Raw genomic sequence first — 14,687 nt, forward strand, 5'->3', positions numbered from 1 at the left:
CTTCTCACTCCTTCTTTAAAAAGTGAAACAGTGGTATGCCCAACATCTCATCCGGTTTCCGCTGCATATTTACGTCGAATACTGGAAATACAATAAACTCTACCGTAATCGCAACTGGATTAATGCCTCGGATGAAATGACCGCCGTTAATCTTCTTATCACAGTCAACGAATATGCCATGGAAATGGATGTCTAGCTCCCCTTCCACACTATAACCGAGAAACCCTGTACCAGACAGCAACTCAACAGGTGTATCTGTCACGATTTGATCGGAGTATTGTAAGCTCTTATCCTCATTTTGATGCGGTTGTACAATTGTCGCATGTGCGAGGGAACCCATACATTGAAACTGAGCTGCCTCGACTCCATATTCCTTACATACTTCAATAATGCCTTCAAATAAATCGATTTCTTTCTTCAAACGGCCAATAATGCGATGAGTTTTGTTGTCATACACCGCTTGAATGCGATTATCCAAAACTGTATCCCCCGTCTACTTTCAAAACTTGTCCTGTTGTGTAGCCTGATTCGGATGTTGCAAAATACAAAATAGCCTCAGCAATATCGGAAGGTGTACCAATCCGTTTAATCGCTTGTCCGCCGACATCGTATTCCACGCCTGCTGTAATTGCACTTTCCGTTGCGCCAGGTGCTACAGAATTACATGTGATGCCATGCTCACCGAGCTCCTTGGCCACCCATTTAGTTAATGCGATGATTGCGCCCTTTGAAGCGGAATAGGCTGGTCCAGATCTGCCGTCCTTCTTACCTCCTGAAGTCACGCCTCCGTTAAGCCCTGAAACGGAACTGATATTAATGATGCGCCCGTATTTCTGCTCGATCATATGTGGATAGACAACCGATTGAATGAATAAAAACGCAGCCTTTACATTCGTTTCCATATCGCGGTCCCACATATCCAGCGTCATCGTATCCAAGCCTAGCCGACTGCAAGTTCCCGCATTGTTCACTAAAATATGCAATTCTCCAAACTTATCAGAAGCTCTGGCAATGGTCGCGCTGACAAACTCCGGATCTCTTATATCTCCTAAGCACTCCAAAAAGACTGCATCTTTTCGAGTTTCTTGAATAGCTGCAAGCGTTTTACTGCAGCTATTCAAGTCCACCAAAACAACATTGGCCCCTTCTTGCGAAAAAAGGAGGGCCGTCTGGGCACCAATTCCACTAGCCGCCCCTGTAATGATTGCCGTCTGTCCTTTCAGTTTCACAAGCATCCCTCCACTACTCTATTTAATATTTAATAGGTCTGGTAAAAATGTTGATATTTGCGGAATAAACGTAATGAGCAACAAGATGATTACGGAAGAGACAACGAAAGGAAAGACCCCTCTCGATATTTGCCCAATCGATGTATTCGATATCCCGGCGGCCACAAATAAATTGAGACCTACAGGTGGTGTAAAGAGCCCAATCGCCAAGTTGACGGTCATAAACACACCGAACACGGTTGGGTCTACATCGAACATCAACACAATCGGCAATAAAATTGGAACGAAAATGTAATACGCAGAGATTGCATCGATAAACATTCCAGCAATCAATAAAATCATATTAATTAATAGTAGAATAATAATTTTATTATCCGAAAAACTTAACATTACGTCAGAAACTTGGCTGGCGATCTGCTCTGTCGTAATAATATACGCATAGACACTGGCCGCACTAACGATGAACATGACAACTGCTGTCTGAACACCCGCCGCAACCAAAATATCGTACAGTTTCTTCAACGTCAATTCACGATAGATGAAAAATCCAATGAATAAGCTATAAAAGACTGCGACAACCGCAGCTTCTGTCGGTGTAAAAAATCCGCCGTAAATTCCGCCCAAAATAATTACCGGAATCAACAAGCCCCAAATCGCACTTATAAACGCTTGAAAACGTTCTTTGCCTGTCGCTGGTTCAGTTTTCTGCTGAGCCGCCACTGGACCTTCCTGTTTTTCCTGACCACGTCTGACAAACATTGCTGCGAGGATGAAACCGAGACCTAAAAGTAATCCAGGAATCACACCCGCCATAAACAGACGGCCAATTGAAACCGGAATCTGATCACCAGCTACCACTGCGAAAACGATAAATGCAATGCTGGGCGGTATAATAATTCCAATGGCTCCCGAACTTGCAACTAAGCCAGCAGCTGTTTCTACCTTATATCCATTTTTCACCATGCCGGGAATGAGAATGCCACCAATTGCTGCTACAGTTGCAGGTCCAGAACCCGAAATAGCCGCAAAAAAGATTGCGGTCATGACTGTCACAAAGATGATTCCACTTTTCCGGTGACCGACCAACGCTTGAGCAAAATCTATCAAACGTTTGGAAATCCCCGCGTATTCCATAATGACGCCCGCTAAAATAAAAAATGGAATTGCAAGCAACGTGAACTTTGCTACACTCGTGTACATAATATCCGCTACCAATTCCAAGCCAAACAAGCCGCTTCCCGTAAATAGCACCGCAATGGACGAGATGGCAAGGGCTACAGCAATCGGCATTCGAAGCATGACGAGAATGAAAAACAAGCCGAATAAAATTAAAGCTGTCATAATGGCTGCTCTCCCTTCCCATTTTGCTCACGGAATTCAGTAATCGTTACTTGGATTGAACGAATCAAACAAAACAGTGCCCCAATTGGCATCGATGTCGAGAACCACCATTGCGGCCATCCAAGTGAAGGTGTCTTCTGACCCATATCCACCTGATACTGCACCATCTTAATCCCGAAATATAATAGAATAACAAACAATAATACCATCATTAAACCCACCAAGATCGTAATAATATTCTTCAGCAATCTATTTCCCATATCATAAAGTAAGGTAAAACCAAGGTGCGCGTATTCACGCACACCAATGGCCGTTCCGACGAATGTTAACATGACAAACAAATTGACCGTTATTTCCTCTGTAAAGGAAAATGAATAATTGGCAAATCCTCTGGAAAGCACATTTACGAATGCAATGGTGGACATGATGGACAACACGATGACAACAATCCACTCTTCTAATCTATTGAGTATTCTTCCCATACATCCACCCTCCAGTTTTTATTGGTCGCGGAACTTGTCTAACAGATCCTTGCCCCAAATGTCTTCGTATTTATCGTAAACAGGCTGTACTGCTTCTGCGAATTGCGCCAACTCCTCATCAGTCGGTGCATAAAATTGCATGCCTGCATCCTTCAGTTCATCAATTTGCTTCGCTTCTTTTTCACGTGCCAATTCTACTTGATATTCCGCTGCTTCCTTACCTAACTTCTTAACTAGCTCTTGATCTTCTTTACTCATGGAATCAAACAACTTTTTGTTAATTCCAAGCACCAATGGATCGTAAGAGTAATTCCAAGTCGTTAAGTAATCCTGTACTTCATCCAATTTAGAGGAATGGATAACGTCGATTGGATTTTCCTGTCCGTCAATTGTTCCTTGCTGCAAAGCCGTAAAGACTTCTGAAAATGCCATAGTCGTCGGGTCAGCACCTAATGTACGGTACAAGTCGGTATACATCGTAATTCCGGGAATTCGAATCTTCAGACTCTTCATATCAGCCGGTGTCTTAATCTCATGTTTACCGTTCGTAATTTGACGGAAACCATTTTCACCAAACCCTAGTAACTCTACGTTCTTTTCATTCAGAATTTCTGCAATAGCTTCGCCGCCTGCACCGTTAAACACTTTGTCAACGCCGTCTTTATCTTTAAATAGGAATGGTGCGCTCGCTACTCCGAAACGGTCATCCAAAATGGAGTAAATGATTGTGGAGTGAAGACTTAAATCGGTCTGCCCTTTTGTCAGAAGCTCGACACCCTTGCCTTGATCTCCATTTGATAGTTGTTCGTTCGGGAAGACTTCGATTTTAATTCGGCCATCTGTCTCTTCATCTAAATCTTGCGCCAGTTTGTCTGCCGCTTGATACCAAGTGGATGAGTCATTGACCGTTACAGACATTTTCAGTTTGTAGGATTTCCCATCTGAATCTGCACCGCTGCTGTCAGCGGAAGTTGACCCTTCTTTATCCGACGAACAAGCCGCCAACATGAGCATAGCCGATAAGCCGATAGCTCCCAATACACTTTTTTTCTTCATTTTCATCTTCATTTCCCCCTAGTTTTTATCTAAGTACAGTCATCCAAACACCGTTGATTTCCGTTCCAGACGGACGCTTTCCGCGGGCATGGCTTGAGCCTCCTCGTCCGCTTCGCTACCTGCGGGTTCTCAAGACTCATGCTATTCCCGCTGGAATCGGTTTTGCCGCAGGACGCGGCGATTTTAGGCTGCCTTCCACTACAATCAACTAGTATCTGTCCTTGCAAAAAAATTTAGTCTATTTAACTTACTTAAATAGCTTCTCATGTACTAAATCAACGATATGTACAGCTCTCGAAGTTTGTGCTAACCCTTCTCTCTCCACACCTACTTTCATCTGCAGCAAGCAACCGGGGTTGGTTGTGACGATGGTGGTTGCTTCGATTTCTCGTACTTCTTCCATTTTGGCATCCAGGATCGTCATCGCCATCTCGGGCTGCAATAAATTATATATACCGGCGGAGCCACAACATAGGCGGGCGCCGGGTAATTCCACGAATATTGTATCGTTAATTGCTTGTAAAATCCGCCTTGGTTCATGGATGACACCATTGACGTTACGCAGGTGGCAAGAGTCTTGATAGGTGATCAATTCTTTTATTTCGGAAGCTGGACGCGCAGCCAGTTTCTCAACAATGCCCAATTGCATGAGCAAGGAGGAGATATCGATTTGTTTTGCAACAAACACTTCGGCTTTTTCCAAGAGCACCTTGTCCTTTTCGAATAAACGATCATACTCCGCTAAAAATGCCCCGCAGCCGCCTGCATTATTGACAATGTAGTCTACATTGTCAGCATCAAATGCTTCTAAATTAACTCGCGCATTGCGGCTCGCACGATCCATCTCCCCACTATGACCTTGCAACGCACCACAGCATTGCTGGTTTTTCGGGATAACAATCTCGCAGCCTAAATACTCCAGCAAATCGATCGTATGTCGATTCGTTTCCTGAAACATCGTATCCATCAAGCAGCCAGTAAAAAATGCCACCTTGGTCTTCTTTTCTTCTGAATGAACGAGCACTTTAGGCCGTTTCGGTGGATCAGGCAGGACCTTTTCCATGTCTCGCATCATAGATGGAAACAGATCCAGAAAACCGACTTTTCTGACAATACTTCGCAAACCGGATTTCTGATAAAACCTTACAAGCCCCACTGCCTGCTTCATTCGCTTCTGGTCGGCGAATAAATGATCAAACGCGCCTTTTCGGATGACTTTCTCCTGCACAGAAAGCTGCTTAGCTGAGACGATTGCATCACGCGTCTCTTCAATCAACGTACCGTACTGGACACCCGCCGGGCAAGCTGGTTCGCACGCGCGGCAACCAAGACAGAGATCAAATGCCTCCTCAACTGAACCGTCCCACGCAATGACTCCATCTCGTACGGCTTTCATCAAAGCAATACGTCCACGCGGTGATTGTGTTTCGTCATACCCTGAATGAATATATGTAGGACAGGCAGGCAAACAAAACCCACATCGCATGCAGTCCATCAGCCGATTTTCATCTACGTGGGTGACAAACGCTTGGCGGATTGCTTCGGGTTGTGCGTTACTCATGTTGCACCACAATCCTTTTCTTCGTATCCTTCGCAAACATCTTTCCTGGATTCATAATATTAAGCGGATCCATTGCCTGCTTGATGCTTTTCATGACCGCCATACCTTCAGAACCAATCTTCCACTCAAGATACGGGGATTTCATTTCGCCTACACCGTGTTCACCTGTGATCGTGCCGCCCAGCTGAATAGCACGATCAAAGATTTCAGCAAATGCAGCTTCCACTCGGCTCATCTCTTCTTCATCTCGTTCATCTGTCAAAATGGTTGGATGCAAGTTGCCATCCCCTGCATGTCCGAACGTACAAATTAGCAAGTCGTATTTGACCGCTACCTGTTGAATTGTCTTAACCATCTTGGCAATCTCGGAACGTGGTACCGTCGCATCTTCCAAAATCGTCGTCGGCCGCAATCGAGCAAGTGCAGATAATGCAACCCGACGTGCGATACTGAGTTGTGCCGCTTCTTCAGCTGATTTTGCCATTTGCACGGACGTGGCGCCAAGTTCCAAACAGAGCTGATGGACGAGCGCCATATCCTTTTCGACTACTGCCGGATCACCATCCTGTTCAATGAGCAGCATCGCTTCACAATCCGCCGGCAGGCCGATATGCATGAAATCCTCCACTGCTTGAATGGTCCCTTTATCCATGAATTCAAGAGTCGCCGGCACAATCTTCGCTGCAATAATGGAAGACACGGTCTCGGCGGCTTGTTCCAATTCATTATAAAATGCCAGCAGCGTCTTCTTCGTTTCAGGTTCAGGAATCAAACCAAGCGTAATTTCCGCAATGACACCGAGCGTTCCTTCCGATCCGACAAATAAACTCGTCAAATCATAACCCGCTACGTCCTTCGCTAACTTACCGCCCGTCGTAATCACTTCACCAGTGGGCAAGACGACTTTCAAGGCTTTGACGTAATCTCGTGTCACGCCATACTTTAGCCCTCGCAGCCCCCCTGAGTTCTCACTGACATTGCCTCCAATCGTGGAAATACTCATCGAACTCGGATCAGGCGGGTAAAACAGACCGCTCGACACGACCTTTTCATTGATCGCCTGCGTAATGACACCGGGCTCCACTGTAATTGTAAGATTCTCTTGATCCAACTCTAAGATTCGGTTCATCCGGTTAAATAGAAGTACCACTCCGCCAGATGTCGGTGTCGTGCCTGCTGCCAAATTGGTTCCGGATCCTCGAGAGACAATCGGTATCTGATGCTTCGCACAAACTTTGACGATCTCTTTTATGTCTTCAATTGAAGAAGGCGACAATACGATATCCGGCATGGCCTGAAAGTTTGCAGTCGCATCATAAGAGTAAGCAAGCTTCTGCGCAACCGTCGTTTTGGCATGCGAGGTTCCTGTAATGGCGACCAATCGCTCCAGCACGTGAGTATCCACCCAACCCCCTCCCTTTCAAAAAATCCAACTTATTAGTCTAATTCTAATAGTCTAACTATTTAATTCATATAGACAAAAGTACAATGTTGTATTTAATTTTCATTGGATTCTTGTGCAAAGGTACAAATATAAGCATGAAAACAACTAAATCATTCCACCTACGGACAGTAAACGCTTACATTTTCAAATGTAAAAAAGAGAAGCTATTAAGGGCTTCTCTCGCTTTAATTCTTCCTACTTTTCTCTTGTCTTGACCAAAAAATACGCATTGATCCAGGAAGCAATCGGTATCACCAAGGCGACCCCCATTCCTGCACAAAGTATCAAGATCATCTCAGAACTAAATATTTTCGAATTGACGATTTCTCCAATGGAATAGTTCAGATCTTTAAACCAAATAAGCAATGCCAAATATCCTCCGAAAAACGCAAAGAACAATGTATTTGTATCGGTTCCTAATATGTCCCTGCCAATACTGACTCCAGATTTGAACAGCTCTTTTTTGCTGAGGAGTGGATTGTGTTTAAATATTTCATGCATGGACGAAGCAATCGAAATGGCCACATCCATAATGGCACCGATTGTACTCATGATAATAACGGAAGCTCCAATCTTCATAAAGTCCACACCAATATAAAGGGACAGACCGCTAATCGCCTCTTCCTCCTCTTCACCAAAACCTTGAATCATTAATTTCTGCGATACGATCACAATGAAAACCAATAAAATTACGATGGTGACCATAGTAGAAATAAACGCGATCGTCGTTTTACCGTTCACTTCATTAATAAAAAATAGACTAACACAGCCAATCAATATGCTCGCAATGAATGTGATCAAAATCGGATTGACAGCCGGATCCATCATAAACATCACAGTTAGAAATATGACCCCAAAATTCAAGAATAAAGAGAGAAAAGATCTAGCTCCTTGTTTTCCACCCACCCATACCATCAATAGAAGTAAAATCGCTGCGAGCCATACCAATACGTTCATACTCTCGCCTTCTTTCGCTTAACGAAAAATACTGTCGTATACAGACCAATCGGTATCGTAAGAACAATCCCTATTCCGCCAGCCAGTGCACGGGCCAATTCCAATGAAAGATTCATCGAAAGAGCAAAACCCAATGGAGAGGCGTTTTTCAAATACAAAATCAGCATTGGAATCGAACCACTGATGTAAGCGAAAAATAAAATACTCGTGATCGTTCCCATAATATCTTTCCCTATATCCATTCCAGAAGTCTTCAGCGATTTGATCGATATATCGTGGTCTCTTTCATATAAGGCAAAGATCGAGGAAGACATCGTAATCGCAACATCCATAATGGCGCCTAACGAACCGATGAACAGTCCTGCCATGAACACTGTATGATACGGTCGCGTCAAAAACTGCATTTCCTCATAGCGCAGACCGCTTCCCGACGTGAGCCAGATGACAAGAGAAGTAATAGACAGCGATGCCACTGTTGCGATGAGCGTCGCCACAATCGCTGCATACGTTTTTTCATTGAAGCCACTAACGAGCAATAACGATATGGCGGTAAATAAAAGAATGCATATCCCACAAATCAGCAGCAGACTGACCTGAGAATAATGTACATAAATATCTAAGGCGAAAGACAGCAGCAGGACATTGATCACAAAACTGACAATCGCAAGCAGCCCCTGCTTATGTCCAACGATCAATAACGTAAAGATAAAAATCCAAGCAACAACCAGCACATATTGATCACGTTTTACATCTGTGATACTGCCTGCTATTTTCTCTCCTGTCTCCGAATCAATGGAGACAAACAGTTTATTTCCTATATGATATTGCTGATCATATGCTCCTGAAGTGGAATACTGATTCGTTAAATGAATTTGCTGACCCTTCTCTTCCCCATTTTTCAATATAGCTACGATATGCTGAGTAAACAGAGTATCTTCATTGCCATGCATATCCTTCGTTTTCGTTGTATCTTCCAATGTCGTTTGAACCACTTGAGCAATTGGACGATCATAAAATGAATAGTTGTGATTCACAAATAGAAGGGAAGAGGCCAAGCAAAATAATAGAAGGATATATAGGGTCCAGCGTTTAGTCGTCCTGTTTCTAGTTTTATTTATCATCCACAATCCCTCCACTGCTTAAAGGATAGAGCACATAGTAAGCCTACCATGTATAGGACGTATAATTCACAAAAACGATCATTGTTTCTTAAAAGACTATATAAGTAGGCTGCCAACGATAAAAAAGCCCCATTCCCATAAAGGAAATGAAGCAAACTTTTCACTCATTCATTATTTGACAATTGCTCTTCCATCAAACACAATGCCAAGTACAGTAAAAACACATCATGTGTACTCCATACAGATAACCCCGTTAACTGCTCGATTTTTTGCAGACGATAAGACAATGTGTTCTTATGGATATGCAAACGCTGTGCTGTATTTTGCATAGATTGATTCTCTGAAAACCAGATTTTCAAATTGTTCATCAGCTCTTCTTCTTTAATAAGTGGAGCTACCGTGCGGCCCAAAAAATCCGCACGCACGGCTTCTGGGATGCTTTGCAAAATAATTTCGAGACGCAGCTCATGTTCGAAGACAATCTCGCCCGATTTTTTTGAGGCATTGACTGCACGTTCTGCTTGTGCGAATGATTTGGCTAAGTCAAAATAATGTGTTGGCGCACCGATCCCTGCAACAACTTGTATTTTTTTGCGTCGTTTCATATGAAGCAATAAGAACTTCAATTCATGCTCAAGCGTCTCTTGATTCATTTCTGGAAGCAACAACAAGATTTTATTCTGTGCCCAGCGGATCATTTTCATGGAATCATGGATATTCTGAATGGACGCAAATGTTTCCATTTCCTCAACCGAAAACTGCTCTAGTAAATCGACCACTTCCAGAACCGCTACCTGCCGATAAAGCGTAACGTCAATTCCAAGCAGTGTACCTCTTTCCATAAACCGTTCATCTTTTCTCGTACCCGTCAGCCAATCAAATACGAAAAACTCCATGTCCCGTACTTTTTCATCTTTCTGCTTTCGTTTCAATGAATCTTGGATAAATAGTTCTGCCACCCGTAAGATCAACTGTGCTTGCGGACGGATCATCTTAGGTTCGCCTGTGATACCAAGCGCGGCAATCGGCTCACCTTCAATGAGGATTGGCAGCACAATACCTTTACGTACACCACGCAACCGTTCTACTTCCTCATCTGCCATATAGAGCATTTCCTTTTGGCGAATGCATAGTAATGCGCCTTCATGGAACTGATTGAGCCGTGTAACGTCCGTGCTGGCCTGAATGAAGCCTCTCCGATCCGTTAAAATCACTTCTTGCTGTATTAAATTCGAAAATTCCTTCACCATTTCCTGCCCTAGTGTATCAAACTGGAACATCTACCTCACCTCGGATGAAAACTGCTAGTTATCTTAACTTTACGCCAGTTCAGTCTTCATCTCAATAGGCGGGACCATTACTTTATATGAACTTCTTTGATTCCGCAGTTCCACGCTTTCATGAGCAACTGCAAAAGTTCTGCCGTTTCTATGAAAGCAGACTTCTCCAATGTGATTGAGCCGCCGACATCCGTGTGGTTCTGTTGCACCGCAAGCCGGTTAATCATCGACAATTGTTGGTGCTTTGTTAAGGAATATCCAGACAAATTTTCAGTATCTGACGCCTTCCGTAAGCAGCCGTTCCGGATTCCGTTCCCTGCAATTTCATTCCTTATTTTTTGCCACTCTTCTGTTGTATAACTACGCTGTTCAAAGTAGCTTCCACTCTGCCAATCTGAGCCTTCAAATTGAAGATACGGACCTTTTTCCTTCGCCAGTTGCAATGAAGTTTTTATCACATGTAGATTAATTTCTTCAGATAGTTCTTCAATGAATGACACTGCCTGTTCCGAATGTAAGCTAATTCGTTGATCTGCAAGCGCTTCTTCCCATCCGGCTGCTTCAATTTGCAGATCTCGTCTATTGTCTTCTCGTTCCCATACATCCAAAATGCCATTAAGCAAACGGACATGAATTCCACAAACACGAGCCAAGACGTTTCTCCGTAGCACTTTCGACAGCTGGATATGCGAATGCAATCCTTTTGTTCCACGCTGAAAGTCATCGTCAAAATGGAAAACGATGCCGTCACTAGCTAACAGTTGCTTCATCAGTCCGATAGCGGAAAGCCTTTTGTGCGTGATGGATGGGTTCGCAACGGCCCGACGGAACGACTCACTGCCGACGTCCTGCAGAGAACCATTCATCACGCGACGTACTTCCTCCATATCAAATACGAGCCAAGATCCACATGCCTTCACCTGTTCCATAAATATAGTAGGTATACGGATGTGCTTTTCCTTCACTTGACTGGCCAAAAATGATGGAATCCGTGAATCCAAGAGGTTCATTGAATGAAGACGACGTACAGGTTGCCCTGGATAGAATGTCTTGCCGAAAAACGCCATGATATCATCCGGTAACGTCACATACCCCATACTCAAGACCCAATAGGCTTCTCGTACTTTTTGCAACCGTTGCACAGTTTCATCCCGCATGGCTGCCATCGCAATAAGCATCAGCCGTTCTTGCGGCAGTCCCAGTCTTCGATCATAATGATTGCAAGTGACAAATTCTTTCATATACTGAAGAAGCTGTTTAGCGGATAGCAATTGATCTCGCTCCGGCATAATTTGCAATCCTAGCCATTTGATTTCATTGGATGAATAGTGATTGATCCAGCTTCCATATAAACCGTCACTCACCAGCTTCCGCACTACTTGATGAAATCCTTGGTATGCTGGCTTTTTGTGCAATTGTTCCGCTTGTCTATACAAAACTTCGAGCAACGCACGTTCATGTGTACGTTCGTCTGATTGTTCGAGAACTCTCATTTCGCCGTCTCCTTTCCTATACAACAAAAAAACAATCATCCTGGCTCTTCGGCAGGATGATTGTAATAGTTGTGATTGAGGAAACAAAAATAGGCAGCTCTAAAGAACTTCATGCAAATCGCATGAACCGCAGAGACCCTTTTGCCCCCACCTCTCAACCCCCGAAGAAAGTGTTGCTTTGACGATGTCTGGCAGGTCTCCTGGCTTCACTTCATCCTTCCGCCAAGCCTTCCCATGTCTCCATAGTGGCTTTTCTCAGCGGTCGTCCGTGTGTACAGTTGCGGGGACAGCTCCGATTTTCGGATTCCCTTTTACACCTTGATAGGTACCAACGCATCGTGCAAACTCATTTAGTATTTTATTTATTCTAGTTTACCATGAATAGTCGGAGAGGTGGTAGAAATAGTTGTTGCCTTACCTTTCGTTTAAGGAGTGTGATCATTTGGAGGCTGCATCACAATTGAGTTATTCATGACAAGCATGCGAAAAAGAAGTATAATATCTATGGTTGACTCGTATGTTTAAGAGAAAAAAATAATCTACTCGAAAGTGAGAATAGGAATGACATTCATCCAAAACATAATAAGCTTTATCTTACACATTGATGAACACTTGATTGAAATTATTCAAAACTTTGGAAATTGGTCCTATGTTATTCTATTTTTAATTGTGTTTGTTGAAACAGGTATTGTTATTTTTCCTTTTTTGCCGGGTGATTCACTTTTGTTTGCAGCTGGTGCTCTCGCTGCGATGGATGCATTTAATATTGTCCTATTAATCTTAGTATTCTTTGTAGCCGCAGTATTAGGGGATACAATAAATTATCATATCGGTAAAGCAGTAGGAACAGCAATCACTCAAAATAGACGGATGGGTAAATTTATTGACCAGAAAAAGATGAGAAAAGCTGAGGATTTCTTTAATAAGCATGGTGGTAAAACGATCGTCATTGCTCGTTTCATGCCATTTGTCCGTACGTTTATACCGTTTATTGCAGGCTCAAGTCGAATGAACTATCGATATTTCTTCGCTTACAATGTAATTGGTGCTGTACTATGGGTGGGACTATTTACAACAGTTGGTTACCTGTTTGGAAATATCCCGTTTGTTAAAAATAATTTCTCAACCATTATTCTGTCAGTAATTTTTCTCTCCGTTCTGCCAGTCTTCTATTCTTTTGCAAAGAGTCGTTTCCAAATACAAAAGAATTGAGCAATCGTTGAAGCAAGTTCTGTGTAAATAGTGCACACCAAAAATTGAACGATGGAGCAGTACAGATTGGTTCTAATAGAAAATGGTCGTTACTGATAATCGTGAATTTCTCTACTTCTTTATAACCATCTATACGACTCTTAACAACCGCTGCCTTAAGAAGGGTGGTTGTTGGAGTCTATTTTTTCCAATCGTCTTTTGGTTACCTACGGTGCGAAATAGTTACCTTAAATACCGAGTTATTTTTTCGCTGAATAACTCTAACGTATTAACATATTTTATTATACCGAACAATGATGCAGCAAGAACTTTTAAATTTCTATTACATATCAACAATTATTATATCTATACTTCGTTCTTCCCCTCTCTTTGGTAGAAGCAAATTTTACAACTTTCACATTCATTTCCACATTTGCTTTTTCCTTCTACTTGCTTCTCAGAATTTACTATTTTAGTATCTCTTACCCTCATTACCTGCTCTGCTTGTTTCGTACTTTCCACTTTCCTCACTCCTTATCCTAAATTTATAAATTAAATTTAACAGAATACCGGAGTGGTTTACCTAATGTTTTTTCACAATGTAGAATAGACAGAATATTTAATGTCTTTTAAGAGCGCATGACATTACTGTATTCTCTCCATTTGGAAATACAAATAACTTTTACAATAGACTTAGCAATAGAATTATCAAATTTCAATATATCCTAATTCCTTTGAAATCAATTGCGCTGTGTTCATAACGCTTTGGATCATCTGTGTGCGCTGAGTTCCTTGCATATAAGAGGATAACCCTACTAAATTCACGGCTGCTATTACTCCGCCAGAGTAAGAAAAAATAGGCGCAGCAATGCCGTACATGCCATCAGAGTTTTCACTGTCACTAATTGAATATCCTTTTGTGCGAATATCTGCTAGCTCTTTCTTTAAATTGCTTATATCTGTAATTGTATTTGGGCCATCATGTGCCAAGCCCTGAGCCACTGTTTCTTTTAAATAAGCGGGGTTATTTGCCAAGAGTACTTTCCCCGAACTCGTTGCATAAGATGGTTTTCTTGATCCTAAATACGTTTGGATAGAGGAAGCGTCATGGGAGGACACACGCAACACAAATACAACTGTCCCTTTATCAAACATCGCAATATGGGCAGTACCTTTATACTGGGATATGAGGTCTTTCACAAAAGGCATTGCCTTGTCGTAAACGTCTTGCTGGAACATTACATGATTATTCCATTCAAGCAACCTCCAGCCCAATCGATACTTTTTCTGATGGTCTTTCATTAAAACATTTTCTTTGCACAGAGTACTGACAATATGATGCGTTGTACTGACAGGCATATCTAGTAGCTCAGCAATTTCTCCAACGCCAAGAGCTGGATCGTCATTTGAAAAACAGCTAATTACTTGGCAAGCTTTTCTTATGGATGCAATCATCTATATTCCTCCTCATCAACTATGTCGGAATTTTATTATTCATTGTATAGCAAATTTAAAGTTTTTCATAGTGTGAA

At 42.6% G+C, this 14,687-nt stretch carries 13 protein-coding genes and 1 riboswitch; of the genes, 1 reads left to right on the forward strand and 12 read right to left on the reverse strand.

The window, feature by feature from the left end; translation table 11 throughout:
• Positions 1–4 precede the first annotated feature (4 nt).
• From MKY93_RS19590 to MKY93_RS19640, 11 genes are all read right to left on the reverse strand, one after another.
• Positions 5–478 (reverse strand): PPC domain-containing DNA-binding protein, encoded by a 474-nt coding sequence (locus MKY93_RS19590; RefSeq protein WP_340760717.1) that lies wholly within the window; start codon positions 476–478, stop codon positions 5–7.
• Positions 471–1,235 (reverse strand): SDR family NAD(P)-dependent oxidoreductase, encoded by a 765-nt coding sequence (locus MKY93_RS19595; protein WP_009499185.1) that lies wholly within the window; start codon positions 1,233–1,235, stop codon positions 471–473. The genes MKY93_RS19590 and MKY93_RS19595 overlap by 8 nt, the downstream gene beginning before the upstream one ends.
• 12 nt (positions 1,236–1,247) lie before the next feature.
• Positions 1,248–2,570, reverse strand: a complete 1,323-nt coding sequence (locus MKY93_RS19600; protein WP_078818686.1) for a TRAP transporter large permease — start codon at positions 2,568–2,570, stop codon at positions 1,248–1,250.
• The gene (locus MKY93_RS19605) at positions 2,567–3,052 is read right to left on the reverse strand and encodes a TRAP transporter small permease (RefSeq protein WP_009499187.1); all 486 of its coding nucleotides are present in this window, start codon (positions 3,050–3,052) and stop codon (positions 2,567–2,569) included. The genes MKY93_RS19600 and MKY93_RS19605 overlap by 4 nt, the downstream gene beginning before the upstream one ends.
• A gap of 18 nt (positions 3,053–3,070) precedes the next feature.
• A complete protein-coding gene (locus MKY93_RS19610; protein WP_009499188.1) occupies positions 3,071–4,120 on the reverse strand; it encodes a DctP family TRAP transporter solute-binding subunit in 1,050 nt (349 codons plus the stop codon).
• Positions 4,121–4,355: 235 nt separating this feature from the next.
• Complete coding sequence (locus MKY93_RS19615; RefSeq protein ID WP_340760718.1) at positions 4,356–5,669, reverse strand: (Fe-S)-binding protein; 1,314 nt, start codon at positions 5,667–5,669, stop codon at positions 4,356–4,358.
• Positions 5,662–7,074, reverse strand: coding sequence for an FAD-linked oxidase C-terminal domain-containing protein (locus tag MKY93_RS19620; RefSeq protein ID WP_340760719.1), 1,413 nt, complete (start codon positions 7,072–7,074; stop codon positions 5,662–5,664). The genes MKY93_RS19615 and MKY93_RS19620 overlap by 8 nt, the downstream gene beginning before the upstream one ends.
• A 234-nt stretch (positions 7,075–7,308) precedes the next feature.
• Positions 7,309–8,070: a YibE/F family protein gene (locus MKY93_RS19625; protein WP_078818689.1), complete on the reverse strand. Its 762-nt coding sequence runs from the start codon at positions 8,068–8,070 to the stop codon at positions 7,309–7,311.
• The gene (locus MKY93_RS19630) at positions 8,067–9,191 is read right to left on the reverse strand and encodes a YibE/F family protein (RefSeq protein WP_340760720.1); all 1,125 of its coding nucleotides are present in this window, start codon (positions 9,189–9,191) and stop codon (positions 8,067–8,069) included. The genes MKY93_RS19625 and MKY93_RS19630 overlap by 4 nt, the downstream gene beginning before the upstream one ends.
• Positions 9,192–9,355: 164 nt before the next feature.
• The gene (locus tag MKY93_RS19635; protein ID WP_078818691.1) at positions 9,356–10,471 is read right to left on the reverse strand and encodes a CdaR family transcriptional regulator; all 1,116 of its coding nucleotides are present in this window, start codon (positions 10,469–10,471) and stop codon (positions 9,356–9,358) included.
• Between the two features lie 77 nt (positions 10,472–10,548).
• Complete coding sequence (locus MKY93_RS19640; RefSeq protein ID WP_340760721.1) at positions 10,549–11,964, reverse strand: hypothetical protein; 1,416 nt, start codon at positions 11,962–11,964, stop codon at positions 10,549–10,551.
• Positions 11,965–12,137: 173 nt separating this feature from the next.
• Positions 12,138–12,313: riboswitch (cobalamin riboswitch) on the reverse strand.
• A 212-nt stretch (positions 12,314–12,525) separates the two neighbouring features.
• On the opposite strand from MKY93_RS19640, the gene MKY93_RS19645 reads away from it, so the two are divergent.
• Positions 12,526–13,176 (forward strand): DedA family protein, encoded by a 651-nt coding sequence (locus tag MKY93_RS19645; protein WP_078818693.1) that lies wholly within the window; start codon positions 12,526–12,528, stop codon positions 13,174–13,176.
• 687 nt (positions 13,177–13,863) lie between these two features.
• On the opposite strand, the gene MKY93_RS19650 is transcribed toward MKY93_RS19645, so the two are convergent.
• A complete protein-coding gene (locus tag MKY93_RS19650; protein ID WP_078818694.1) occupies positions 13,864–14,610 on the reverse strand; it encodes an IclR family transcriptional regulator in 747 nt (248 codons plus the stop codon).
• Positions 14,611–14,687 lie beyond the last annotated feature (77 nt).

Origin of the sequence: Sporosarcina sp. FSL W7-1283 (assembly GCF_038003105.1) — a bacterium.
Lineage (GTDB): Bacteria > Bacillota > Bacilli > Bacillales_A > Planococcaceae > Sporosarcina > Sporosarcina newyorkensis.